This window comes from Bradyrhizobium sp. Ses1 (assembly GCF_059512365.1).
Genome location: NZ_JCAMOQ010000028.1, coordinates 50,008 through 73,790, shown reverse-complemented (window position 1 = coordinate 73,790; position 23,783 = coordinate 50,008). Strand labels below are relative to the sequence as shown.

Below are 23,783 nucleotides of genomic sequence, written 5' to 3'. Positions count from 1 at the left end.
GACCTCTACGTCATGCTTCCCGGCATGAAGCAGCGGATCGTGATTCCCGTGGTGCCCTTCATCGGCCAGACCATGGTCCGGCCAGCGCGGTTCGGCTCGGTGATCACGGCCTCATCCGGCACCATGATCCATTGTCCCTCCAGACGGACCCGGTAATGCCCATCCTTGGACTCCCAATCCGGATCGGCCACCGCGACGCCGTCGGCGTCCGAGCAGCAAGGGCCGAGTTTGCTCTTCAGGCTATCGAACCAGGGTTTGAGTGGCGAGTTGGAATAGCGCCCGTCATCGCGGGCCATCGAGGCTCCCGCTGGAACGACGAGGAGAATTGTCAGGATTGACGTCCGAACCAAATTTTTGCGAGCCATGTCCGTGCCGTGACAAGATGCCCGTCCCCAGCTTTGACAAACTGGGAACTCGGCACAAAGTTCCATTTATGGACCCGATTGGGACAGCTCTCCACAGGACAGGCGTGTCAGCGCTGGACGGCACAGCCTTCGAGGAACAAAGTCGCGCAGGCCTCAGCGCGGCGCTCGAGTTCGGCACGGTCGGGCGGTGCTTCACGGCCGAACAATACAGCACGCTGCGGCGCGAAGACGACCATGCCAAGCAGCATGCCGGCCGCGGCCTCCGGATCGATCTCCCGAAGCGCGATCAGGCCGCGCTCCTGTTGCGTCCGCAACCAGTTTGCCAGCGTAGTCACCGTTCGCCGCATCGCACTCTTGTAGAAGCTCTCCGCTATATCGGGGAATTTGTCGCTGTCGGCGAGGACCAGGCGCTGCAGCGCGATCACCTCGCCATCCAGGATCAGTTCGGCGCAGGCAAGACAGGCCTCGCGTAACGCACCTTTGATGTTGCTGCCGTCGCAGGCGCGCAGCCGCACGCCCGAAATGAACCGGTCCATCCGGTCCGCGACCATCCCCTCGAACAGGGCCTGCTTGCCGGAAACGAGCCGGTAGAGCGTCTTCGTCGAAACGCCGGCGCGGCGCGCCACGTCATCCATGCTGGTCGCCGCGAAGCCGCTGGCGGCGAATTCCCGCCGCGCGGCATCAAAGATCACCATCCGCGTCTCGTCATCGGAACGCAGCGGCGGCCTGCCCCGGCTGCGACGCTCGGGTGCCGCAGCGCCTTTGTCCGCTCTGCCCTGTCTTGTCGTGACCGTCATGCCATTGAGCCATGCTTTAAGATGACGCCTGTCATTCCATTGACAGACCCAATATGGCGCCTATTTTGGAAAATATCAAGTTTCCTAATTGCCTCATGCCCGTGACCTGGAAATTATCCAGTCTTGGCAAGGGGATAGAAAGTCAGGAGGGCCGTCATGAACCAGCATTCCCCGACGCTAGAGGTCGAACGCCCGCTCTCGGCCGCCGAAGTGCAGCGGCTCGCGCCGACGCCGGAGCCGGTCGTACCCGCCCCGGTTGCCTCGGCATCGATCAAGGGCAGGCTGCGGCGGATCGCTTTCGCGGGCATCGCCGTCGCCGCGCTGTCGGGCGCCGCCTGGTACGGCTGGGACTACTGGACCGTCGGCCGCTTCCTCGTCTCCACCGATGACGCCTATGTCAAAGCCGACAACACCACGATCGCGCCGAAGGTGTCGGGCTATCTCAGCGCGGTGCTGGTCGGCGACAATGAGCGCGTGAAGGCCGGCCAGGTGCTGGCGCGGATCGACGAGCGTGATTTCAAGGTGGCGCTGAACCAGGCCAAAGCCGATGTCGAAGCCGCCCGGGCCGCCATTGCCAGCAAGCATGCGCAGCTCGACGTCCAGCAGGCGGTGATCGAGGCCGCGAAGGCGACGCTCGACGTCGACACCGCGACGCAGACCTTCGCCGCGCAGGAGAACAAGCGCTACACCGACCTCGCCACCACAGGCTATGGCAGCGTGCAGAACGCGCAACAGGCGCAATCGCGCCACGCCAGCGCGCAAGCCGCCGTCCAGCGCGACATCGCCAACCTCGCTTCGGCGCGAAAGCAGGTCGAACTGCTGAAGGCGGAGATCACGCAGGCGGTGGCGGCGACCGCGCGCGCCGAGGCCATCGAACAACAGGCCGAGCTGAACCTCGGCTACACCACGATCACAGCGCCGATCGACGGCGTGGTCGGCAACCGCACGCTGCGCGTCGGTCAGTTCGTGCAGGCCGGCACGCAATTGATGTCGCTGGTGCCGGCGACCGGCGCCTATGTGGTGGCGAACTTCAAGGAGACCCAGCTCACCGACGTCCGCAAGGGACAGAAGGCGGACATTTCCGTCGACATGTTCCCGGGCCAGGTCGTGCACGGCCACGTCGATTCACTCGCGCCGGCCAGCGGCCAGGAGTTCGCATTACTGCCGCCGGACAACGCCACCGGCAATTTCACCAAGGTGGTGCAGCGCATCCCCGTGAAAATCCTGCTCGACTCCACGCCCGTCGAATTGCGCCCCGGCATGTCGGTGATCCCGACGATCGATACACAGTCGCACAGCGACGCCTTGCAGCAGCCAGTCGCAACGCCGAAGCCAACGACTTCGATTGCTCAGAGGTGACGTCATGTCGGACCTCACATTGTCGGCCACAGCCCCCCTGCCGCGTGCGGCTGTCGACCCGAACCGGGCCAGCGCCACGGTGTGGATCTCCATACTCGCGGCGATGATCGGCGCCTTCATGGCGATCCTCAACATCCAGATCACCAACGCCTCGCTGCTCAACATCGAGGGCGGCATCGGCACCGGCGTCGACAACGGTTCCTGGATCTCGACGTCATACCTGATCGGCGAGATCGTGGTGATTCCGCTCACCGACTATCTCAGCCGCGTGTTCTCGTTCCGCAACATCATGATCGGCCACGCCACGCTGTTTGCCATCTTCTCCGTCGCCTGCGCCTTCACCCATGACCTGCCATCGATGATCGCGATGCGCGCGCTGCAAGGCTTTTTCGGCGGCGTCCTGATCCCGATGGCGTTCACGCTGGTGTTCACCAAGCTGCCCAAGGCGCAGCAACCGATCGGCCTTGCGATGTTCTCGATCGCCGTGACCTTTGCGCCGGCGATCGGCCCGACCATCGGCGGCTATCTCACCGAGAACTACGGCTGGCAGACCATCTTCTTCGTCAACGTGGTACCGACGGCGGTCATGGTGACCATGCTCTATTTGACTCTGGAACGGCAGCCGATGCAGCTCGGCCTCTTGCGCGAGGGCGACTGGCTCGGGATCGCGACCATGGCGATCGGCCTCTCGGCGCTGCAGACCGTGCTGGAGGAAGGCAACAAGGACGATTGGTTCGGCTCGCCCTTCATCGTGAAGCTTGCCATTGTCGCCGCGGTCAGCCTGTCGCTGTTCGTGATGATCGAACTCGTCGTGGAGAAGCCGCTGATCCGGCTGCGGCTGCTCGCCCAGCGCAGTTTCGGCTTCGGCACGATTTCGGCCGTGTTCGTCGGCTTTGCGCTGTTCGGCTCGGTCTATCTCTTGCCGGCCTATCTCGGCCAGGTGCAACTCTACAACGCCGAGCAGATCGGCCAGGTGCTGGCGTGGACCGGCCTGCCGCAGCTCATCCTGATCCCGCTGGTGCCGAAACTGATGCAGCGCTTCGATGCCCGCTATATCGCGGCCGTAGGGATGGCGCTGTTCGCGGCAAGCTGCTTTATGAACACGCAGATGTCGCTCAACTATGCCGGCGACCAGCTCTTCGTCCCCAACATCATCCGCGCTATCGGCCAGGCCTTGATGCTGGCCCCGCTCAGCGCCGTGAGCCTCGGCAGCGTCGCGCCGCAGGATGCAGCGGCCGCTTCCGGCATCTCCAACATGATGCGCAACCTCGGCGGCGCGATCGGCACCGCACTGCTTGCGACCATCGCCACCAAGCGCGAGCAGTTCCATTCCAACATCATCGGTCAGTCGGTCGACCTCGCCCGCGAGGAGGTGCGTCAGCGCCTCGCCGAGATGACGAACTACTTCATGGCCCACGGCATGGCCGATCCGGCAGCCGCAAGGCACCAGGCGATCATCGCGCTCGGCAACGCCGTGAAACGCCAGGCGCTGGTGATGGGATACAGCGATACATTCGCCGTGCTGGGCTTCGTGCTCGTGCTCGCCGCCATCGCGATTCTCTTGACCGGCAAGCCGAAGGGCGGCGGCGCCGCCGGCGGCGCGCATTGAAGATTGCCGTACTCCTCTCTCCCGCGAGCGGGAGAGGTGACCTCGCGGCCTACACCGCGATCGGCACGAAGTGGTTGATCGCGACCAGGATCATCAGCGCCACCACGCCGATGCAAAGGCTCCAGCCGATCAGTTGGTTCTCGACCGGCAGCAGTGGCTCGCCACACATGCTACGAACCCGGCAGCCTTGTCTTGCGGTCATGATCCGTCCTTTCATGTGCGGTCAGAATGCCGTTCGATTGTCGGGGCGTCGCCGCCGCTCGATCAGCGCCCGTGCTGCGCGTTCCGCGGCGCGGGCCGAGCCGAAATGGCCGCCCTCGAGACTGTCGAACGCGCGTTCGGAAGAGAAGAAGCGGAAGCCGCGCTCGTCACCCACGACGATGCCGGCGGTCTGGTTGGAAACTTCGATGACATAGGCTTTGGACATGCGTGCTCGTTCGCCGCTGCTGCGGCGCTCCCGTCTGATTCATGGTTGAGGTCGGTAACTAGGCGGGAATCAGCAACAGGCTCCGGTCGCCGCCGAGACACAGCGACGGGTCATGCGCTTGCGCATGTCGCCCACCACTTTCCGGTCTCTTGCTCTCATGCGGTAACCCCGAAGCAGCACAATCTGCTGCATCGAATATCCCGGGAAAGCCCGTTTTGGTCAATGAAATGGCTATCCAAATTTTTGAAGCACGGCGCGGGGCGCCTTCTACGCCGATCATCAAAAATGGACGGAATGATCCCGCGCCGCTCGCGCGCCTATCCAGCGAACACGATATCCGCCACGACGGGGAGATGATCCGAGTAGCGCCTCGCTTCGCGATCGGTCCAGGCTTTGAGGATGTCGCCGTCACGATCGACATAGATGCGGTCGAGACGAAGAAGCGGCAAGCGGGAGGGAAAGGTCCGCAGCCGTGTCCGCACCGGACAAGATCGGACCAGCACGCGCCGCACCGATTTCACCCAGAACCAATCGTTGAAATCGCCGAGCACGATGGTCCGCGGCGCCTTGGCGAGATCGGCCAGCGCCAGCGCCTGGGCGTGCCTTTCATGGATGCTCAATCCAAGATGCGTCGCAACGACCGACACGTGACCGAGGGGTGTATCGACCGTTGCGGAGATCGCGCGGCGCGGCTCGCGTTCCTGATAGGATACGTCGGTGATGATGGGGGAGCCAATGAAAGGATAGCGGCTCAGGAGGACCTGACCATAATCGCCATCCTCGGTGACGATCGAGCGCGCTTCCACGCGATGCACGCCGATGACGCCGACGAGCCGCAGGAACGGATCCTCCGTCGCACCACGCGAATCGATCTCCTGCAGCGCCACGATATCGGGCGACCATTTTCGTAAGATAGAACAGACGCCATCGAGGTCGAACCTGCTGTTCAGGTTGAACGTGCCGTGCACGTTCCACGTCATCACCCGGATCACGTCGGTCATCTGCGCCGCCCGGCAAACCATGTCACGACGAATTGCGCTGCCAGGCAGAGCGGCAGCCAAATTGCGATGATCAATCCAAGCTGCAGCGCGCCCCACCAGGAGGCGTGCCTCGCAAAGTCCGCAATCTGCGCACCAAGCGCGGCCATCGCGATGATCCCGGGCGCCATGCCGAGCGCGGTTCCGATCAGGAAATCGGTCAGCCTGAGACGGCTGGCGCCGGCCAGCACATTGATCACTGAAAATGGCGCCACCGGCACCATGCGAATCATCGCGATCGCGAGCACGCCTTTGCCGATGATGCGTTCCTGGACCCGCAGGGCGCGACGTCCGAGCATCGATTGCAGGCGCTCCTGGCCAAGAACGCGCCCGATGAAGAACAGCAATGTGGCGCTCGATAGCACGCCGATGGCAGCCGCGACAAACCCTTTGACGGGCCCAAGCGCGGCGGCGGTCGCGGCGATCAGGACGACGACAGGGAAGATCACGAGGCCGCCGACGAGGAACGCAAGAACGGCAGCCGGCGGACCTAGCGGTGATTGCGCATATTTTCCGATCAAGCCCGCCACGTAACCGACATCCGTATAGCTGCTCAGGAACGAGTAACGCCAGGCCAGCGTCAGCAGCACGAGCGACGCGATGATTCCCAGGACGCCCGCCATCGTCCTTGCCGTCCACGTCCGATCCGCCGCGCGCTGCAGATCGAGCGGCTCCTTCGGATCGGCGATCGGCTGCAGGATCTCGGTGAACGGACCAAACCGGGCATCCTCCAGATCCACGGGAAGCAGCACCTTCTCGGCGCGCGATGCGGCATGCGCGTCAAGGAATTCAAGCAGACATTCCTCATTGGCCGCGATCGCGCTTTCGCTTAACCCGCAGTGATGCGCGAGCAGCCGATGGCGGACATTGCGGATGAACCGGCGATGTCCGTCATCGGTGGCCTCGAAGCACAGGTCGCATTCGGTATCCGCCCCCATCGAGCGGTTGTTGATATTGGACGAGCCGATCCGCAGGAATTCATCGTCGATCGTCATGAGCTTGCTGTGGACCATGACGGGAACAGCATCGTCATTGTCTCTTGTCAGCGGATAGAGCATGCGAATGCGCGAGGCGACCTCGGCGCGATGGAACGGAGCGACAAAGTCGCCGCGACCGCTTTGCATGGTCCGCGACTCCAGCCATGATGCGTGCCGCTTCGGGGTGACGATCAGGACGCGCAGCTCCGGTACCTCGCGCATCCGCCTTGCGAGCGCCTCGGCGATCTCGGCTGAGCTGGTGAACTGGTTCTCGATGTAGATCAGGTTTTTTGCCGTGGCGATCGACGCGTAAAACAGCCGCTCGACCTCGTGCACCGGGGGCTCAAAGCGCGTTCCGAGTTCCGTTCGCGCGATGCCGAGCGGAATGTTTTCGGCTTGCGAAGCGACCGAGTCTGGCCATCGCTCTGCATGGTAGATCGCGATCGGCATCGTGCCGCAGCCCGCCGCGTTCCAGCGCCGGATTGCGAGTTCGCCAAGCGCTCTCGCCGCGGCGCCATCCACCATGCACTGCACGTCGTGGAACGGCGGATAGGCAACACCGACCGGATCCTTGCGGAAGGAATGATGTAGCGCATGTTCGGATGTGTCCCAGCGCCGGATCGTGAGGTCGAGCCCGCCGACGAAGGCGAGCGAATTGTCGATCACGACGAATTTCTGGTGCTGCGCCGAGCCGAGCGGCAGGCTGGAATCCAGGCAGATGTGGACGCGGTTGGTGGGGCTGGCCAATTTCCTGGCCGAATGGCGCTCCCGCTCCCGCGCATAGAGTGCCGCGAAATCCCAGACCAGGATGTTGATGTCGAGATTGTCCTTCTGCTCGACCAGGGCCTTGAGGAACGGACCAAGCGTATCTGGCAAGCCGTCGTCGGCCACGCCGGATGGCCCGACAAGCGGAGTCTCGGAGTGGATGTCCCACCCGATGATGAAGACCTGCCTCTCGGCGAGCAGCAGCGCCTCCCGCAAGACACCAAAATATTCCGCGGCGTCGTTCAGGACTGCGACGCGACCGGCGTCGCATTTTCTCCAGATGGTGTCGCCCGGAACGAGTACGGATGAGCTGCGGGGCAGCAATATTGTCTCGGCCGATTGCACCTTCTCCATCCGAACGTTCATCTGCTCCCACCGCTCGGTTGAAACGCCTCAGCGGAAGTCAGGTTCCTGCCCGGGTGATGACCCATTGGGGTGGCGAGCGCCGATGGTCGGGCATAATGCGGGAAACCAAGCGTTTCGCGGCCTGGCCTTGCCAGTCGCTGGCCAGTCATTATGTCGCAGTTAAGTCTACCAACGCCTGCCCGTCCGGGCCGGCCCTCCCCTTTTCTAAAGATTGGAAGCTCGCGGCGCGCTGCGCCAAGCCGTGCCAAACCGGAATATGACAATGACCACATCGCTGGAATTTGGGCTCGATACCTTTGGCGACGTCACCCGTGATGCCGCCGGCGCACCGCTGCCGCATGCGCAGGTGATCCGCAATGTCGTTGACGAAGCTGTTCTTGCCGACGAGATCGGGATCGATTTCATCGGCCTTGGCGAGCACCATCGCGCTGATTTCGCGATCTCCGCGCCCGAAGTGGTGCTGGCGGCGATCGCAGCACGCACCAGGCGAATCCGGCTCGGCTCCGCCGTGACGGTGCTGAGCTCGGATGATCCGATCCGCGTGTTCCAGCGCTTTTCGAGCGTCGATGCGGCCTCGAACGGCCGCGCCGAGGTGATCCTCGGCCGCGGCTCGTTCACCGAATCCTTTCCCCTGTTCGGCTTCGACCTCAACCAGTACGAGGCGCTGTTCGAGGAGAAGCTCGACCTGTTCGTCGAATTGTTGAAGCAGGAGCCGGTGACCTGGCAGGGCAAGCTGCGCGCCCCGCTGAACAACCAGCTCGTGTTTCCACAGGTCGAGCACGGGCGGCTGAAAACCTGGATCGGCGTCGGCGGCAGCCCGGAGTCGGTGGTGCGCACCGCACGCTATGACCTGCCGCTGATGCTCGCGATCATCGGCGGTGACCCCAAGCGTTTCGCGCCCTATGTCGAACTCTACCACCGCGCCTTCAAGCAGCTCGGCCGCCCGGTCAAGCCTATCGGGGTGCATTCGCCGGGCTATGTCGCCGACAGCGATGAGCAGGCGCGCGAAGAGCTGTTCGCCGACTACAAGGCCATGCGCGACCGCATCGGCAGGGAGCGCGGCTGGCCGCCGATGGGCCGCGACGAGTTCGTGCGCGAGGCCGACCACGGATCGCTCTATGTGGGCTCGCCCGAGACGGTCGCACGAAAGATCGCCGCTACCGTCAAGGCGCTCGGCATCGCGCGCTTCCAGCTCAAATACTCAGCTGGCCCATTGCCGCATGAAAAGCTGATGCGCAGCATCGAGCTCTACGGTCGCAAGGTCGTGCCCCTGGTCCGCGATATGCTGGCGTAGGGGCCAGAGCATTTTCGAGCGAAGCGGACACCGGTTCGCGTGACGAAAACGCGTCAAACAAGAATCTAACGCTTCGGTTCTGATTCCGTCAGAACCGAAGCGCTAAGACTTGGCATAAGGCTGCCGCCGCGGGCCGATCGGACGCCGTAGCCGCGACGACAACGATGGCGAGCTCGTGCCCGCGTCGGCAGGTTCGGGACGCGACGCACGCAATGAGCGGACTTGCGGTTTTGCTTCCGGCTCCCTGCGTGCTGCGCAATTGCTGAGCGCAGCCGCGACTTCCGACGTGACAAGCGGCCAATGCACGACGTCGCTGATGCCGGCGGCCACCAAAGTGTCGGCGCCGATCTCCTCGGTCGATCTCGCGGCCAACACGATCGCAAGCTGTGGCGCCGCTGCATGCAGCGCCGCCGCCGCTTCCAGCGACGCCGCCGTCGATCCGAAATAGCCGACGATCGCCGCATCGAACCGGTCGGGCTTGGCGCTGCATGCGGCGCACGCCGCCGCAGCGGTGCCGAATCCAACCGGCTCGTAGCCGATCGCCGCCAGCGTTTCCTCGTCCCGCAGCAATCGCGCCTGGTCGCTGGTGACCATCATCACGGTCTCGCCTTTTCCCACCGGCAGCATCGCCGGCTTGATGTCCGAGATCGGCGCGGCCATCGCCACGCAAGGCAGCCAAACCTCGAAGCGGCTGCCCTTGCCGGGAACGCTCTGCACGTTCATCGCCCCGCCATGCTCATGTACGATCTCGCGCACCGTCGCCAGTCCCAATCCGTTTCCGGAAGAACGGGTGGTGAAGAACGGCTCGAAGATCCGCGCCAGTGTCGCATCGTCCATGCCGCGGCCGGTATCGGTGACCACGATACAGACATAGCGGCCCGGCTGAAGCGTGTCGTGACTGAGCGAACGGATTTCGGTGATTTCGCGGATGTCCATCGCTATTTCGACACGGCCGTGATCGCCGATCGCCTGCGCGGCATTGTTGCAGAGGTTGAGGATCACCTGCTGCAACTGCGCAGGCTCGCCCGACACGATCGCGGTCGCCAGCGGCTCGCGGATCGCGAGATCGACGTTACCGGGCAGCGAAACGTTCAGCAGCGAAACCGCTTCCGTCACGAGGCTATGCGCACTGAGCGGCCTGCGCCGCGCGTCGCGGTGCCGTCCGAACAGGAGGATCTGCTCGACCAGGTCGCGCGCCCGCTCTGCCCCGCGGCGGATCGCACGGAGATTCTGCGCGAAGCGGTTGTTCTGGCCGAGCTGTTCCTCGATCACTTCGGAGTGGCCGAGGATCCCGCCGAGAATATTGTTGAAGTTATGGGCGATGCCGCTTGTGAACGTGCCGATCCGCTCCATGCGGCGCGCCTGCTGCAGGCGCTCCTCGAGGCGCCATCGTTCCCGTTCCATCGCGTGCCGCCCAACGGCGTACATGATGATATCGAGCGCCATGCGCAAAAGACTGAGTTCGACGGTATCCGTCACCCGGCAGGGGCGGCCAATCGTGTCAAAACCCAGCGCGACGCTGGTGCCCTCCTGGTCGACGCCGGTCACGCAGGCCCACGCACCGAGGCCAACATCCATCAAGGCCCTTCTGTCTGCGCCGACCGGCAACGAATTGACGTTCGGGACGTGGACCACACCGTCCACGGTGGGCGCGAATCGAGCCGCAAGTGCCGGCGCGCCTTCCGGCCAGCCGGGAGGAAAGTCCCTGCCCGCCCTCGACCACCCGTACAGCCGAGGGGTAGTCCCGGACCACACAACATAGGTACGATCGCAGCCGGTGCACAGCATCAAGTCGGCAAGGGCCCGTTCGATCTCGCCATCCAGGTTCTCGGGCAGCACGTCGATGAAGCGCATCGAAATGCCCGCGATCACATGCTCAAACGTCGCGCGGCGTTCAAGCGCCCTCGCATGCGAACGCACGCGAAGACCGAGGTGCACCAGGAACGCGACAAGGACCAGCGATGTCACGTAGAGCAGCCAGCGAAACTCCCGTGCCGTGGTTCTCGACTCGTTTTGCCGCACAAGGAGCAGACTGCGGAGCTGATCCTGCTCAAGCCTCGGCTGGATCGCCCGCATCTCCTTCAGCACGCCATCGACCGCGGGCAGCAAGCTCTGGAGCAGCCGTCCATGCGCCAGCAATGGTCCGATGACGTCGCCGTCGAACGGGCGTGCCTGATTGGCGAGGCTGTCCAGCCGATCCTTGACCTCACGCACCGCACTGTCCGACGTGTCGAGGGTGAGCTGCAGCATCGCCGCCGCGGCGGCGCTGATCGAAGGCCCGAGATCGCCCGCCGTCGCGTGAAGGCTGAAGCGCTCGAAGAACGTCAGCGAATTGTGCAGGAGTGCATTGTCGCTCTTGAATCGGTCAACGAGCTCCTCCTGTCGCGCAAGCGACGCCTCAAGGCGGCCCACCGCTTCGCTCGTTTCGGCGTCGATGGCCGCCGACTGTCGCAAGCGGTCGAGCGATTTGTGCATCGCATTGATCTCACGGACCAGCGGATCGTAGTTGCGCAGGGTGCCGGCGCGCGCGGTGAAAACGTCGCGATAGAGCGAGCTGTCCAGCATTGCAAAACGCTCAAGCTCGGCGAGCGCGCGATCGAACTGCTCGGCCTCCGGATTGATCGCGCGCAGCGACAGCCAGGTCAGCAGCAGGACGAGCGCGAATACGATCGCCAGGGCCCGAAGCGGCGTCATGGCGGCGATCCCTTGACGGGTATGCCACGGTAGTTTCCGGTCAGCGTCTGCAGGAACGCGACGAGCGCGGTGACCTGGTCATCCGTCAAGCTGCGGTCGAGCTGCGCCGCCGCCATCTTGCGCACCGCCTCCTCGAGCGTGGCCGCACTGCCGTCATGAAAATAGGGCGCCGTCGTCGCCACATTGCGCAGGCTCGGCACGCGGACGACATCAGGCTTCGCGTGGACCAGCGGACGGAATATCCCCTGGCGCTGGAACAGATTGCCACCGATATTCACTCCCTGGTGGCAGGAAATGCAACCAAACGACTTGAATATTTCGTAACCGCCAAGCTCCGCGGCTGACAATGCGGACGTATCTCCGGCGAGCCAACGATCAAAGCGGCTTCCCGGCGTAATCAGCGATTTCTCAAAGGTCGCCAATGCGTCGAGGACGCACGCGCGGTCCGGCGCGCGGCCGTAGGCGGCGCGAAATTGTCGCACCATTTCGGGATCGGCATTCAGCCTGGCGACGATGTCCTCCATGCTGGTCGCCATATTGGCCGGATTCTCCAGGGACGATTCGGCCTGCGATTCGAGCGTGCGGTAATTGCCTTCCCAGTTCAGGCGGAAGCTGAGCGCCGCGTTGAAGATCGTCAATGTATCAAATGGAGCATCTGAACCGTCATGTCTCACCATCGCGGAATCGCGGCTGGCGCCATTGGTAGTGATGTCATGACAAGAGGAGCACGCCAGCTTCCCATCATTCGACAGGCGGGTGTCCGCAAACAACCGCTCTCCGAGCGCAAGCTTGAGCGGATCGGTCGCGGTAGGCTCTGGAATGGGCGTGATCGGCTCCTGATCGGCGATAGGAATTGGGCGCGAAGCGGGAGCGGTCGGGATGGTTTGCGTGGCTGCACCGGTGGCGATCAAGAGGAGCGCTGCGCAAGCCCATGGCGGCCAGCGGCGCGCACGCAGCATTTCCGGGAGAGCGGAGGCCTGCGCAGCCGCGAGATTCATTCGGCTTCGCCGATATCCGACCAGCGACCATAACCGCATCATTGCCGACGATTCCCGCGGCTTTCCAGGTATGCGATGTTGCTATTCTCGGCATCGCCGCGGCTTTCGAGGCTTCGCAATTCGATGATGGCAGGCGGATGGTGGCCGCGCAGCTCGTCGGGGTCCAGCGCGTAAGGATACATGCCTTGCGCGTAAGCGGCGCACCCCTCCAACACCTGGGCGACCGTCCAGGACATCAGCGAGAGAATGACGCTGTGGAATGCAACGTCGCTGCAGACGGCGAACGTCCCGACGGCTTTCAGCATCAGCCTTGAGGGCCACCACAAGGCATCATTCACGGACGGCCGCTCGCTGGCGGGACTTGCGTGCGTCGTCACCGCGCGCATCGGGTACCGGCGCACGACGCTCGTGCGACGGTCGGTCCGCCATCGGCTGGCGGGCAGTTTCTTCCTGTCCAACTTCATTGACATCTCCCGAGGATTTTTCACCCTCGTGAGATTGCCGTTTGCATGTTGCGACAGCATTCCAGCCCCGGAATTAAGGGCTACCATTGTAATGGAACCCGCTGCGCCCGCGGCCCCGACTGCGAGATGCGTCGAAGCAGAACTTGCGACCATCCGCCGCACGGCGCGATTGGCCATCGTCAGAGCCGCTCGACCGAAAGCGCGAACACATAGCCGACGCCGCGTTCGGTCAGGATGACCTTCGGCGTGCTCGGATCGCCTTCCAGCTTTCGGCGCAGACGCAAGACCTGCACGTCGATGCTGCGGTCGAAGACATCCTCGTGCACGCGGGTGGCCTGCAAAAGCTGCTCGCGCGAGAGCGGCCGTTGCGGCGCGTCGAGGAAGGCAACCAGCAGCGCGTATTCGCCCTTCGTCAGCGCCACCTGCGTGCCGCTCGGATCGGAAAGACGCCGGCTGCGCCGATCGAGTTGCCAGCCGCCGAATCGATAACGGCCTTTCTCCGGATCGCGCGGCGCGGTCTGTCCGGTCTCGCGCCGGCGCAGCACCGCGCGGATCCGTGCCAGCAGCTCCCTCAGGCCAAATGGCTTCGTGATGTAATCGTCGGCGCCGAGCTCCAAACCGACCACGCGATCGATCTCGTCGCGGCGATGGCCGGTCGTGATGATCACCGGCACGTCGGAGTGTGAACGGATTTCGCGCAATAGATCGAGACCATCTTCCTGGCCAAGCCGCAGGTCGAGGATGACGAGATTAGGTTCGCGCGTAACCAAGAGACCAGTGACCTCGTCCCGCCCCGACGCGGACAGCGCACGAATGTCGTGCTCCTCGAGATAGTTCATCACGAGGTGCCGCATGGTGCGATCGTCCTCGACCACGAGGCAGGTCGGCTGGCCGCGCTCCGCACTCGGGTTCTGATCGGACCGCACGTTCGGATCGGATCCGTTTCCACCGGCTCCGTTTGCTTCACTACGTTCGGGCCGACCATTACGGTTAGCCGCGGCAATTGCGGCATTCAAATTCATTTGCGTCACTCCCGACGCCCCCTGGCCGCGGGGTATAGAGCACAGTATTGCACGCCACAGCACACATTTCAGCGAGCGCATCCGGCATCAAATATCATTGAATGCGTCGGTGACGACGCTGTCCTTCACAATGTTGTGGCCGCGCTGAACCAGAGCATGATTCGGAGGCACTCAACGCGTCGACGCTCCTCGGCCCGTTCTATCTTACAGTCTTAGAATCGTTCAAATCAGCCGACCCTTGATTGGGCTTCCCTTCGCTCCCGTTGAGCGAAGCTCTGCTGTTCTGAGGCTCAGCTTTCTGCTCGTCCGATAGCTCGAACGGCGTCCGAGTGGCTGCGGCGTTCGCCAACGTGCGCTTTTGCAAAAATGCCTCTGCACAAAAATCATCGCTCCGATTTTCGAATGACCGTATTGACTGGATTGCTATCGACGGCTGCGGCGCTAGCGTCCGTCAGCTCTTCGTGAAGACCTCGCCGATTGCTTATTCGTTACTTCTCACGGTCCATACCAATGTATGACACCATCGTGAGACAAAGCGGTCCATATTGTTAGCCATCCGATAGTCGACGCCAGTCGAGCTTGAGATTTCAGGAGGCCAGATATGTCGTGCCATCCCGCCCAGCTTCTTAGAGAACGATCCGTATCGATATCCGCTGCCGAACTTTTGGATAACCGTTCTGCAGTCCAGCAATCGCCAGAGCACGCAGCACGGCCGGATACCCCGGTCATTGGCATCGATCTCAAGCATCTCGGCGTTTCTGTACGCGTCGTGCCGAATGCAGGTGCGCCTGAGACCGAGCGCGCCCTTCAAATCGAAGGCGTGGGAAGGAATGTCGAGGCGTCACTGAGCTTCGATAGTCTCGTGAGCAAGGCAATCCGGGAGATGCCGAAAGCGCGAATGGACCAAGATCCGGTGGTGCGCCGGCTCTCCGAGGCGCTTGCTGCCGCGGAGCGAGATCAGTCGGAGTTCGGCGGGATCTACGCGGACGCGATCAGGCTCGTCACGGTGGCGAGGATGATCAGCGCCGATACGAAACCGGCCTCGCCTGTGCAGGCCAACCGGGACGGCGGACTGTCAAAGTGGCGCCTCAAGCGCGTCGTGGAGTACGTGGCCGCGCATCTCGATGAGAAAGTGACGTTGGCGGACATGGCCGGTGCAGCCCGGCTGAGCCGAATGCATTTTGCCGCGCTGTTCTTCCGCGCAACCGGACTGACGCCGCATCAATATCTGCTGAAGCAGCGCGTCTCCGCTGCGCAGGACATGCTGCGAACGACCGACAAATCGATCGTCGACATCGCGCTGAGCGTCGGCTTCAGCACCCAAGCGCACTTCACCACCGTCTTCAAGCGCATCGTAGGACAAACGCCCTTGAAGTGGAGGGAAGGCAGGCCGGCGGAGCCGCTGCTGCCGTCATACAGGAGAATTGGCGCTGACGAGCGAACCGTCGAGGGACCACGGCCGCTCTGACGAGCCGGCGCCTCGACATAAACCTTGGTGTTAACCGTGCACGCCGCGAGAACTGCGCGACTTAACCAACCAGTATAATCGACGATATCCCGCACCCTTCGTAAAACACAACATCGAAGCATTGCAGTGACCCGGCGATCGGGATTGTGGAAGCCATGAACCGTCGACTGAAAAATTTCATTCTCAGACGCCTCGCGGTTCTCCTGGTGTCGTGGCTGCCCGCGTCGTCTCATTCGTTTGGAATCGAGAGCAGGGCTGACGCTGCGCTACGCCACGTTCACCAAGCTCCCCTGAATTCGCTGGTAAAACAAAGCACGTTGCTTTCTCTGGATACGAAGTGCTGCTCGAAGGCAGTCTTGCAGCGGCAATACGATCGCATTGTAAGACTGGACGCAAATCAGGCCCGCATCACTGTCTAGAGCCGTGAAAGACGGCTCGCGCACCGAAGGCCGCTGACGCGGCCCTCAGTTGTCCCGGGCGGGCTGCTGACTGGCCAACGCCTGCCGAACGCCAAGCACATCGGCCATTCGCACGAGCTCGGCGAGCGATTTGGCCTGCATCTTCCGCATCATGTTGCCGCGGTGAATCTTCACCGTGATCTCGCTCAGCGACAGGCGCCAGGCAACCTGCTTGTTCATCAGTCCTGCCGTGACAAGGCCCATGACTTCCCGTTCCCGGGGCGTCAGCGAATCGTAGCGCAGCCGGATGTCTTCGTCCCGCCGCGCTTCTGCGCGGCGCCGCTGATCGCGGGAGACGGCCTCTTCGACGGCCGCAAGAAGTGCTTCCTCTTCGAACGGCTTGGGAAGGAAATTGACGGCGCCGGCCTTCATGGCGCGGACGGTCATCGGTATGTCCCCGTAGCCGCTGATCAGGATCACCGGAATCGAGGCGTCGCTCTCAACCAGCTCCTCCTGGAATTCGAGCCCGTCGACTTCCCCCAACCGGATATCCAGGATCAGGCAGGACGCGGAGTTGATGGCATCGGATGCCAGGAACTCGCCGGGCCCCGCGAACGTCTCGACGGAGTAGCCGACGGCACGCAGCAGGCTGCTGAGCGAATTGCGCACGTCGGTGTCGTCGTCGACGATGCAGATGAGGGCGGTGCTGATCGAGCTCTGTGATGCGCTCATGCTGTCCAGGGCCAGGTCATTGGAGTATCGGGGGAGGTCCCTGGGAAGAGTCGCCCAGGATTGCCTCCACGTCGTGGAGCAGAATCTCGGGATCGACGGGCTTGTCAACAAAAGCCGCGGCTCCAAGACTTTTTGCCTCGGCGCGCGCTTCCGGCGTCGAATAGGCCGTCATGACGATCACGGGGACGCCGACACCCCGGCGCCGCAGTTCCCTGTGCAGGCCGAGGCCATCCATGCCCGGCATGTGCAAGTCAGTGATGACGCAGTCGACATTCGCGACGGAGGCCGACGCCAGGAAGTTCTCGGCCGCGCCAAAACTCTCCACGCGCAGGCCTACCGAGCGAAAAAAGCTCGATATGCTTTCCCGCACGTCGTCGTCATCGTCAACGATGCAGATGGTGGATCCTTGTGGCACTAGACAGCTCCTCCCGGGCAATTTGCCCGGTGTTTCCGTCGGTATGGCCGGTTTCTGTCCATTTTCCCATCATATCAAGATATTAGGTTTCGACCACCGCGCCTCCGCCGGGATGTTCAATGGCAGCGTGAACCCCACGGTTGCCCCCCATCCGTCATTGTTGGACGCCGAAACGCGGCCTCCCTGCCCTTCGATGATCGTCCTGCAAATCGACAGCCCAAGGCCCATTCCATCGGATTTGGTGGTGAAAAACGGCTCAAAGATGCGCTCGGGATTGCCCTCGATCCCGGTGCCGCTGTCCTCGACAGCCACTTTGATGAAATTCTCGGCGGTGCCGTCGATCCTGACGCGGATCTCGTGCGGGCGGTCGGCGATTCCCCTGGTCGCATGGAGCGCGTTCATCAACAGGTTGACGATCACCTGCTGCACCTGCACCCGGTCACAGATAATCGGGCCTGGGATATTGGCTTCCTCAACCCGGATAGTCGCCGCCGCAGCGCGCGCTTCCCGCGCCAGCAGGGAAACCGCATCCTGCACCAGGGCGCCCATATCGACGGAGCTGACCTGCGGCGCGGTCTTCTTGGCGAGCCCGCGCACCCTTCCGACCACCTCTGCGGCCCGGTTGCCGTTCGAGACGATCTTCTCCAGGCAGTCGGCCACCTCCGTGAGGTCGGGATCTGGCCGGGTAAGCCAACGCTTGCCCGATTTGCCGTAGTTGATGATGGCCGCGAGGGGCTGGTTGACCTCATGCACGATCGAACCGGCAAGCTGGCCCAGCAGAGCCACGCGCCCGGCGTGAGCGAGTTCGACGGAGGTCTGCTCGATCTTCGCCCGCGCCTCGTTTCGCTCGGTGACATCGAAGGCCATGAGCAGCACCCTTGACCAATCCTGTCCGTCCGGCAGGACGGACACCCGCAGCACCGCATCGATGATGCGCCCATGCAAAGTCGCGCACCGCGTCTCGATCTCCGCGAGCGAAGAACCAGCCACTAACGAGGCAAAGATGTGCGCCAGGGCCGGTTCGGAATCCGGCAATTGTCCGAGCAGTGCATTGCCGTCGGTCAGATCGGCGACCGTATCGGCTTCGAACATTGCAAGCGCGGCGCTGTTGGCGTTGTAGATCCCGATCTCGTTGGCGGCCGCGCGCAAGATCTGCGGATTCGACAATAGCCACGCTTCGCAGTCCTGGCTTGGTCCTCTGCTGTCCAGAATCAGCCGCATGGCCTTGCCCAGGTCGCATTCCAGGGCGGCAAACCCCGCCGAGTTGAAGATGGTGCTGTAGCGCTGCTCGGAGCTCCGTCTTTCCGCCAGGGCACGGCGGCTCTCGGTCAGATCGGCACTGGTTTCGATGATGCCGACGGGCCGGCCGTCCGGATCTCGTCGCTCGAGCCAGCGGCTCGCCAGAATGAGCCGCGTGCCATCTCGCCGCGTTCGGATGATTTCGCCCGACCAGGTTCCATTCTGCTCGAGAGAGGCGCTTATTTCCTCTGCCGAAACGATCGACTCGAGCAGGTCGCTGCAACGCCTGCCCAGCGCCTCGCCGCGCGTCCAGCCATAGAGCCTCTCAGCGCCTTCATTCCAATAGCGGATGATGTCCGATCGGTCGCGGACGACGACGGTGTCGTGCGAGAGTTCGAGGATTCTCGCTTGCTCAGCGAGAGTGGTTCTTGCGGACCTGTCCCTGAGCGACAGCAATACTGTGATCGCGATCGCGACAAGACTTACGATGTAGCGCAGCAGGGCGCCTCCCAGGGGATCGTCCGCGTGCCCCATCAGGAACGCGATCGTCGTGAGCACGGCCGTGATACAGCCGCTGCCGATCACGAACCTGCGGCCGAGCGGCGCCAGCGTCAGCACCACGCCCGTGTACAGGACCGCGACGGCGCCATCGATCGGGCTTAACGCATCCGCCAGGAAAATCAGCGCCGACGCAACGATGGCCGCCGCGAGCGCGAATTGACCTCTCCGGCGGCTGATCGCCTTGAAACTACCCTGCTTTGGACCAGTGTTGGCCGCCATGTCATCCTCATCAAACCCCGTTCCAGGGCCGACTTTTATCCTGTCTGCTCGCAAGAATGATCATACCTAGGTTTGAATTCTCGTTCCCCTGTTTTGTCTGTAGCTGGGAGCTTGAGCCGCCTCCTTGGGCACCGTGCGAATTTGAAACGCTTATGCGAACCTCGGAAGACAGGATTTCAATTGGTCGCGCAACCTTCAGTGCACGCTTCGCCCGAAGCCGCACCATGCCGCGAACGAGTTTCTGCCAAAGATCAATCCAGCATTGACGCGTAGTTCGTGACCGAGGGCGATACGCGCGTTGGGAAAGCCGATTCATCATGTTGAAATCAGCAATCGTTGGAGTCGTGGATTTCTGTGCGCAGCGGCGCTGGTGGGTTCTCATTATCGGAATCCTGCTCGCGGTCGCAGCGCTCGCCTATGACGTCACGCGCTTCTCGATCACGACGGACACCGACAAGCTGATCTCGAACAACCTTGCATGGCGTCAGCGCCAGGCGGCGTTTTCCGAGGCATTTCCGGACAAGGGAATCCTGGTCGTGGTCTCCGCACCGACGCCGGAAAATGCCGAAGCGGCGACAAGCGCGCTGACGCAGGAACTCGCCAAGCACCCAGATCTGTTCCGCGCGGTTGTCCAGCCGGACGGAGGCGAGTTCTTCCAGCGCAACGGCCTCCTGTTCGAACCGCTGCCCAGCGTCAAGAAGTCCGTCACGGGATTGTCGAGCGCCGATTTTCTGATCGGCTCGCTGGCGGCCGATCCGACCCTGCGCGGCGTGGCGAAGGCGCTCGGCTATGCGCTCGATGGTGTCGAGGGCGGAGACATCAAGCTCGACCAGCTCGTGTGGCCGCTCTCGCTTGCCGACAAGACCCTGAATGACGTGCTTGCCGGCAAACCGGCGACATTTTCATGGCAGGCGCTGGTGCAGGGCTCGCAGCCGCAGACGGACCGATTGCGCCACTTCATAGAAGTCGAGCCGGTCCTGGATTTCTCCGCGTTGCAGCCGGGCCGCAAGGCGACGGACGGCATCCGTCGAGCCGCCACCGATCTGAAATTGGGCGAGACGTTCGGCGCCACCGTACAGCTCACCGGCACAGTGCCCATGAACGACGACCAGTTCTCGGTGATCCGGCAAAGCGCGCTGCGCGACACGTTGACGGCCTTGTTCGGAACGCTGATCATATTGTGGCTGGCGCTGCGTTCGTGGAAGATCGTCACGGCGGTGTTTTTCAGCGTGATCGTTGGCCTCACTGTGACCGCTGCCCTTGGCATCGTCATGGTCGGGGCCTTCAACCTGATCTCGATTGCATTCTTCGTTCTGTTTATCGGGCTGGGCGTTGACTTCGGCATCCAGTTCAGCGTCCGTTACCGCTCCGAACGGCATGAGTGCAGCGATTTGCGGGAAGCGCTGCGACGGGCCGCGCGCAAGGTGGGAGCCCCGCTTTCGCTAGCTGCCGGCGCCACCGCGGTGGCCTTCTTCTCATTCCTGCCGACCAGCTATCGGGGCCTTTTCGAACTGGGGCTCATTGCCGGATGCGGCATGTTGATTGCCTTCTTCTGCAGCATCACCCTTGTCCCGGCGATGTTGACGCTGCTGAAACCGCCCGGAGAACTGGCGCCGGTCGGTTTCAGCAGCCTCGCCCCACTGGATAATTTCCTGCAGCGGCATCGCATCGCGGTGATCGCCGGCACCATCCTCGTCGTCCTCGCCGGAACGCCGCTGCTCTCTCGCCTTCCGTTCGACTTCAACCCGATCAACCTGCAAAATCCGCACGCCGCGTCCGTCGTGACCTATCGCGAATTGCAGGGCAATCCGCTGACCAGCGGCGACGATGCCGAAGTGCTGGCATCATCGCTGAGCGAAGCCGGCAGCATCGAAAAGCGGCTGGCGGCGCTGCCCGAGGTCTCGCGCACACTCACGCTCAACAGCTTTGTTCCCGATGACCAGGACCAGAAGATCGCCGTCATCAAGGCCGCTGCGCCGCGCCTCCATGGCGCGCTCAATCCGCCGCGCGATCCGGCGCCGACGGACAAGGACACCGTGGATGCCATTCGCGCGACCGCGCAGCATCTTACGAAAGTCGCGGGCACCGCGACCGGCCCGGGCGCTGAGGCCGCGCGACGCGTTTCCGATTTGCTGACGCGCCTCGCGCAAGCCGACGCCGCGACGCGCGCAAGCGCCGAAGCTGCCTTCGTTCAGCCGCTGAACCACGATCTCAACCAGTTACGGAACAGCCTCGATCCGCAACCGGTGACCATCGAGAATCTTCCCGCCGATCTTGTTCGCGACTGGCTGTTGCCGGACGGCAGGGCCCGCGTTGAGGCGCTGCCAAAGGGCAACGCCCAGGATAGCAGCGTCATGCGGCGGTTCGCGACTGCGGTCATGGCCGCGGAGCCGTCGGCCACCGGCCCCGCCATCAGCCTCTATCAATCGGGCCGAACGGTCATCGACGCCTTCATCGAAGCGGGTGCGCTCGCGCTTGGCGCCATCGCGATCCTGCTCCTGATCGCGTTGCGCCGCGTCACGGACATGCTGTTGACACTGATACCTTTGCTGCTGGCCGGCGCGGTCACGCTGGAGATATGCACGCTGACCGGCACAGCGATGAACTTTGCAAACATCATCGCCCTGCCGTTGCTGCTGGGCGTCGGCGTCGCGTTCAAGATCTACTACATCATGGCCTGGCGCGAAGGGCAGACGGGCTTGCTGCAATCCAGCCTGACCCGCGCGGTGATCTTCAGCGCCATGACCACCGGGGTGGCGTTCGGAAGCATGTGGGCATCGAGCTATCCGGGCATGTCGAGCATGGGCAAGATGATGGCGCTCGCGCTGCTCTGCACAATGGCCGCTGCCGTGCTGTTCCAGCCGGTCCTGATGGGACCGCCGCGCCAGGTCAGAGCGGCTTCGGCGCAGCGGTCGGCCGATCCATTGCCTCGCCCGGCGGAATAAATCTTCCCCTGGTCTGATCCAGGCATCAGTTGCGACGGTTTTTCTGAAAGCTCGGCTGCATGATAGCGAACCGGTTCACATTCAACGTCGGCTCTGTCATGCTATGTTCACATATCGCAGCCGGACGGAGGACCGGGCGACTGCTGCTTGAAGGGGCGAAGCTGCATCTGGCCATCGTGACCGAGCGAAAATGGTGACGTGCTCGCTTGCAACATTGCTGGAGGTTGACCATGCATTCCGTTTCAGCCGAATGGCAATCCGCTTCGACAGCCCCCTCTGACGAGGATCTGGAAATCTGTACATTGAATTATGATGGCATGGTCCATGCGCTTCCCTTTCCTTGCCGCAGGGACGGAACCAACTGGGTCGATCGTTCGGGCGGAATGCACGCCGACATTCATCCGACCCAATGGCGCAAATGGATTGAGCCGAACTAGCCCCCGGTGAGGGCGACGCGGACTGGCCCTGCGCTACCGAAGTTGCGTGCTGACGCAGCCTGATCTGCAGCCGAGCGAAGTCGGCCTGGGTACATCGACCACAAGTTTGTCTCGCATGTTCCCGCTACCTAAGACATAGTGAGCCTCCCGTACGCTGCGGAAATCAAGGCTCATGAACCGAAGTCCGGTGCTCATAGACTTGGCCCTCCAAGGCGGAGGCTCGCATGGTGCATTCACCTGGGGCGTCCTCGACCGGCTGCTTGAAGAGCCATGGTTTCAGATTGCGGGCATATCCGGGACATCTGCCGGGGCGATGAACGCTGCCGTGCTGGCGGACGGCTGGACGGAGGGCGGCGCTGCCGGGGCACGTGAGGCCCTGGACAAATATTGGCGGAGCGTCGCGCGCGCCGCTGCATTCAGCCCGCTGCAACGCTCGCCGCTCGACCATCTCATGGGACGATGGTCGCTCGACACCTCTCCCGCCTATCTCTTCACCGATTTGATGTCGCGGATGCTCTCGCCCTACGACCTCAATCCGCTCGGCTTCAATCCATTGCGAGAGATACTGGCCGGCGCCATCGATTTCGATCGTCTTGCCCGCGCGCCGATCAAGCTCTTCGTCACCGCCACGCGGGTGCGAACCGGTCGCGGACGGATCTTCCGCAACGCAGAGATCAACGCGGATGTCCTGCTGGCGTCGGCCTGCCTGCCGACGATGTTCCGCGCCATCGAGATCGATGGCGAGCCCTATTGGGACGGCGGTTACGCGGGCAACCCGACGATCACGCCGCTGGTTCGCGAGACCGATGCGCACGACACCATCATTGTGCAGATCAACCCGACCGAGCGGCCGGAGCAGCCACGCACCGCCGCCGAAATCCTCAACCGCCTCAACGAGATTTCATTCAATTCGCCGCTTGCGAAGGAACTGCGGATGATCGCGCTGCTCCGCCAGGTAGCCGACCCCGGCACTGGCGAGGGCGCCCGTTGGGCGCGGATGAAGACGCACCGGATCAAGAGCGACATGCTCGCGACGTTCGGCGCGTCATCCAAGCTCAACGCCGAATGGGCGTTCGTATCCAAGCTGCGCGAGGAAGGGCGGCGAGCCGCCAACGAGTTCCTCGACATGCACGGCGCCGATCTCGGCATGCGTTCGACCGCCGATCTCGATATCCTGCTGGCGGAGTGCTGAGGT

The 23,783-nt window shown here is 63.1% G+C and carries 20 protein-coding genes; 7 read left to right on the top strand and 13 right to left on the bottom strand.

The window, feature by feature from the left end:
• Nucleotides 1-5 precede the first annotated feature (5 nt).
• Together AC5ZG5_RS27750 and AC5ZG5_RS27745 are read right to left on the bottom strand one after the other, a co-directional pair.
• Nucleotides 6-365 (bottom strand): hypothetical protein, encoded by a 360-nt coding sequence (locus AC5ZG5_RS27750; RefSeq protein WP_028165689.1) that lies wholly within the window; start codon nucleotides 363-365, stop codon nucleotides 6-8.
• Nucleotides 366-472: 107 nt separating this feature from the next.
• A complete protein-coding gene (locus AC5ZG5_RS27745) occupies nucleotides 473-1,060 on the bottom strand; it encodes a TetR/AcrR family transcriptional regulator (RefSeq protein ID WP_245287387.1) in 588 nt (195 codons plus the stop codon).
• Between the two features lie 258 nt (nucleotides 1,061-1,318).
• On the opposite strand from AC5ZG5_RS27745, the gene AC5ZG5_RS27740 reads away from it, so the two are divergent.
• Nucleotides 1,319-2,521 carry an HlyD family secretion protein gene (locus AC5ZG5_RS27740; RefSeq protein WP_456643946.1) on the top strand — a complete coding sequence of 401 codons (1,203 nt, stop codon included), beginning with the start codon at nucleotides 1,319-1,321 and terminating at the stop codon, nucleotides 2,519-2,521.
• Between the two features lie 4 nt (nucleotides 2,522-2,525).
• Nucleotides 2,526-4,130, top strand: coding sequence for a DHA2 family efflux MFS transporter permease subunit (locus AC5ZG5_RS27735; RefSeq protein ID WP_456643945.1), 1,605 nt, complete (start codon nucleotides 2,526-2,528; stop codon nucleotides 4,128-4,130).
• A 49-nt stretch (nucleotides 4,131-4,179) separates the two neighbouring features.
• Here the strand turns inward: AC5ZG5_RS27735 and AC5ZG5_RS27730 are convergent, their stop codons facing one another.
• The 4 genes from AC5ZG5_RS27730 to AC5ZG5_RS27715 all read right to left on the bottom strand — a co-directional run bounded on the left by AC5ZG5_RS27730 (nucleotide 4,180) and on the right by AC5ZG5_RS27715 (nucleotide 7,702).
• Nucleotides 4,180-4,332 carry a hypothetical protein gene (locus AC5ZG5_RS27730; RefSeq protein ID WP_456643944.1) on the bottom strand — a complete coding sequence of 51 codons (153 nt, stop codon included), beginning with the start codon at nucleotides 4,330-4,332 and terminating at the stop codon, nucleotides 4,180-4,182.
• Between the two features lie 21 nt (nucleotides 4,333-4,353).
• On the bottom strand, nucleotides 4,354-4,557 hold the full coding sequence (locus AC5ZG5_RS27725) for a hypothetical protein (RefSeq protein ID WP_130225046.1): 204 nt from the start codon (nucleotides 4,555-4,557) through the stop codon (nucleotides 4,354-4,356).
• 317 nt (nucleotides 4,558-4,874) lie between these two features.
• On the bottom strand, nucleotides 4,875-5,558 hold the full coding sequence (locus AC5ZG5_RS27720) for an endonuclease/exonuclease/phosphatase family protein (RefSeq protein WP_028165693.1): 684 nt from the start codon (nucleotides 5,556-5,558) through the stop codon (nucleotides 4,875-4,877).
• Nucleotides 5,555-7,702 (bottom strand): VTT domain-containing protein, encoded by a 2,148-nt coding sequence (locus tag AC5ZG5_RS27715; RefSeq protein WP_456643943.1) that lies wholly within the window; start codon nucleotides 7,700-7,702, stop codon nucleotides 5,555-5,557. Before AC5ZG5_RS27715 ends, AC5ZG5_RS27720 begins: the two co-directional genes overlap by 4 nt.
• Nucleotides 7,703-7,964: 262 nt before the next feature.
• Between AC5ZG5_RS27715 and AC5ZG5_RS27710 the strand changes: the two genes are divergently transcribed.
• Nucleotides 7,965-8,996 (top strand): LLM class flavin-dependent oxidoreductase, encoded by a 1,032-nt coding sequence (locus AC5ZG5_RS27710; protein WP_456643942.1) that lies wholly within the window; start codon nucleotides 7,965-7,967, stop codon nucleotides 8,994-8,996.
• 102 nt (nucleotides 8,997-9,098) lie between these two features.
• Here AC5ZG5_RS27710 and AC5ZG5_RS27705 read toward each other — a convergent pair whose 3' ends face one another.
• The 4 genes from AC5ZG5_RS27705 to AC5ZG5_RS27690 form a co-directional block, all read right to left on the bottom strand.
• Nucleotides 9,099-11,690, bottom strand: a complete 2,592-nt coding sequence (locus tag AC5ZG5_RS27705; protein ID WP_456643941.1) for a two-component system VirA-like sensor kinase — start codon at nucleotides 11,688-11,690, stop codon at nucleotides 9,099-9,101.
• Nucleotides 11,687-12,688 carry a cytochrome-c peroxidase gene (locus AC5ZG5_RS27700; RefSeq protein WP_456643940.1) on the bottom strand — a complete coding sequence of 334 codons (1,002 nt, stop codon included), beginning with the start codon at nucleotides 12,686-12,688 and terminating at the stop codon, nucleotides 11,687-11,689. Before AC5ZG5_RS27700 ends, AC5ZG5_RS27705 begins: the two co-directional genes overlap by 4 nt.
• Nucleotides 12,689-12,726: 38 nt before the next feature.
• The gene (locus AC5ZG5_RS27695) at nucleotides 12,727-13,152 is read right to left on the bottom strand and encodes a hypothetical protein (protein ID WP_456643939.1); all 426 of its coding nucleotides are present in this window, start codon (nucleotides 13,150-13,152) and stop codon (nucleotides 12,727-12,729) included.
• 179 nt (nucleotides 13,153-13,331) lie between these two features.
• Nucleotides 13,332-14,078: a response regulator gene (locus AC5ZG5_RS27690; protein ID WP_282531312.1), complete on the bottom strand. Its 747-nt coding sequence runs from the start codon at nucleotides 14,076-14,078 to the stop codon at nucleotides 13,332-13,334.
• A gap of 994 nt (nucleotides 14,079-15,072) precedes the next feature.
• On the opposite strand from AC5ZG5_RS27690, the gene AC5ZG5_RS27685 reads away from it, so the two are divergent.
• Nucleotides 15,073-15,642: a helix-turn-helix domain-containing protein gene (locus tag AC5ZG5_RS27685; protein WP_456643938.1), complete on the top strand. Its 570-nt coding sequence runs from the start codon at nucleotides 15,073-15,075 to the stop codon at nucleotides 15,640-15,642.
• Nucleotides 15,643-16,106: 464 nt separating this feature from the next.
• Here the strand turns inward: AC5ZG5_RS27685 and AC5ZG5_RS27680 are convergent, their stop codons facing one another.
• The 3 genes from AC5ZG5_RS27680 to AC5ZG5_RS27670 form a co-directional block, all read right to left on the bottom strand.
• A complete protein-coding gene (locus tag AC5ZG5_RS27680; protein WP_456643937.1) occupies nucleotides 16,107-16,772 on the bottom strand; it encodes a response regulator transcription factor in 666 nt (221 codons plus the stop codon).
• A gap of 16 nt (nucleotides 16,773-16,788) precedes the next feature.
• The gene (locus AC5ZG5_RS27675; protein WP_456643936.1) at nucleotides 16,789-17,187 is read right to left on the bottom strand and encodes a response regulator transcription factor; all 399 of its coding nucleotides are present in this window, start codon (nucleotides 17,185-17,187) and stop codon (nucleotides 16,789-16,791) included.
• 69 nt (nucleotides 17,188-17,256) lie between these two features.
• Nucleotides 17,257-19,206, bottom strand: a complete 1,950-nt coding sequence (locus AC5ZG5_RS27670; RefSeq protein WP_456643935.1) for a PAS domain-containing sensor histidine kinase — start codon at nucleotides 19,204-19,206, stop codon at nucleotides 17,257-17,259.
• A 317-nt stretch (nucleotides 19,207-19,523) separates the two neighbouring features.
• Here AC5ZG5_RS27670 and hpnN point away from each other — a divergent pair, with 317 nt between their 5' ends.
• The 3 genes from hpnN to AC5ZG5_RS27655 all read left to right on the top strand — a co-directional run bounded on the left by hpnN (nucleotide 19,524) and on the right by AC5ZG5_RS27655 (nucleotide 23,780).
• Nucleotides 19,524-22,151, top strand: coding sequence for a hopanoid transporter HpnN (hpnN, locus tag AC5ZG5_RS27665; protein ID WP_456643934.1), 2,628 nt, complete (start codon nucleotides 19,524-19,526; stop codon nucleotides 22,149-22,151).
• A 230-nt stretch (nucleotides 22,152-22,381) separates the two neighbouring features.
• The gene (locus tag AC5ZG5_RS27660; RefSeq protein ID WP_208824778.1) at nucleotides 22,382-22,588 is read left to right on the top strand and encodes a hypothetical protein; all 207 of its coding nucleotides are present in this window, start codon (nucleotides 22,382-22,384) and stop codon (nucleotides 22,586-22,588) included.
• Between the two features lie 172 nt (nucleotides 22,589-22,760).
• Nucleotides 22,761-23,780: a patatin-like phospholipase family protein gene (locus AC5ZG5_RS27655; RefSeq protein WP_456643933.1), complete on the top strand. Its 1,020-nt coding sequence runs from the start codon at nucleotides 22,761-22,763 to the stop codon at nucleotides 23,778-23,780.
• The last annotated feature ends 3 nt before the right edge of the window (nucleotides 23,781-23,783 follow it).

What these genes read in the sequence shown, in the direction of transcription:
- AC5ZG5_RS27750 (WP_028165689.1), bottom strand. Translation starts at nt 365, where the DNA reads ATGGCTCGCAAAAATTTGGTTCGGACGTCAATCCTGACAATTCTCCTC.
- AC5ZG5_RS27745 (WP_245287387.1), bottom strand. Translation starts at nt 1,060, where the DNA reads ATGGTGATCTTTGATGCCGCGCGGCGGGAATTCGCCGCCAGCGGCTTC.
- AC5ZG5_RS27740 (WP_456643946.1), top strand. Translation starts at nt 1,319, where the DNA reads ATGAACCAGCATTCCCCGACGCTAGAGGTCGAACGCCCGCTCTCGGCC.
- AC5ZG5_RS27735 (WP_456643945.1), top strand. Translation starts at nt 2,526, where the DNA reads ATGTCGGACCTCACATTGTCGGCCACAGCCCCCCTGCCGCGTGCGGCT.
- AC5ZG5_RS27730 (WP_456643944.1), bottom strand. Translation starts at nt 4,332, where the DNA reads ATGACCGCAAGACAAGGCTGCCGGGTTCGTAGCATGTGTGGCGAGCCA.
- AC5ZG5_RS27725 (WP_130225046.1), bottom strand. Translation starts at nt 4,557, where the DNA reads ATGTCCAAAGCCTATGTCATCGAAGTTTCCAACCAGACCGCCGGCATC.
- AC5ZG5_RS27720 (WP_028165693.1), bottom strand. Translation starts at nt 5,558, where the DNA reads ATGACCGACGTGATCCGGGTGATGACGTGGAACGTGCACGGCACGTTC.
- AC5ZG5_RS27715 (WP_456643943.1), bottom strand. Translation starts at nt 7,702, where the DNA reads ATGAACGTTCGGATGGAGAAGGTGCAATCGGCCGAGACAATATTGCTG.
- AC5ZG5_RS27710 (WP_456643942.1), top strand. Translation starts at nt 7,965, where the DNA reads ATGACCACATCGCTGGAATTTGGGCTCGATACCTTTGGCGACGTCACC.
- AC5ZG5_RS27705 (WP_456643941.1), bottom strand. Translation starts at nt 11,690, where the DNA reads ATGACGCCGCTTCGGGCCCTGGCGATCGTATTCGCGCTCGTCCTGCTG.
- AC5ZG5_RS27700 (WP_456643940.1), bottom strand. Translation starts at nt 12,688, where the DNA reads ATGAATCTCGCGGCTGCGCAGGCCTCCGCTCTCCCGGAAATGCTGCGT.
- AC5ZG5_RS27695 (WP_456643939.1), bottom strand. Translation starts at nt 13,152, where the DNA reads ATGAAGTTGGACAGGAAGAAACTGCCCGCCAGCCGATGGCGGACCGAC.
- AC5ZG5_RS27685 (WP_456643938.1), top strand. Translation starts at nt 15,073, where the DNA reads ATGGACCAAGATCCGGTGGTGCGCCGGCTCTCCGAGGCGCTTGCTGCC.
- AC5ZG5_RS27680 (WP_456643937.1), bottom strand. Translation starts at nt 16,772, where the DNA reads ATGAGCGCATCACAGAGCTCGATCAGCACCGCCCTCATCTGCATCGTC.
- AC5ZG5_RS27670 (WP_456643935.1), bottom strand. Translation starts at nt 19,206, where the DNA reads ATGGCGGCCAACACTGGTCCAAAGCAGGGTAGTTTCAAGGCGATCAGC.
- hpnN (WP_456643934.1), top strand. Translation starts at nt 19,524, where the DNA reads ATGTTGAAATCAGCAATCGTTGGAGTCGTGGATTTCTGTGCGCAGCGG.
- AC5ZG5_RS27660 (WP_208824778.1), top strand. Translation starts at nt 22,382, where the DNA reads ATGCATTCCGTTTCAGCCGAATGGCAATCCGCTTCGACAGCCCCCTCT.
- AC5ZG5_RS27655 (WP_456643933.1), top strand. Translation starts at nt 22,761, where the DNA reads ATGAACCGAAGTCCGGTGCTCATAGACTTGGCCCTCCAAGGCGGAGGC.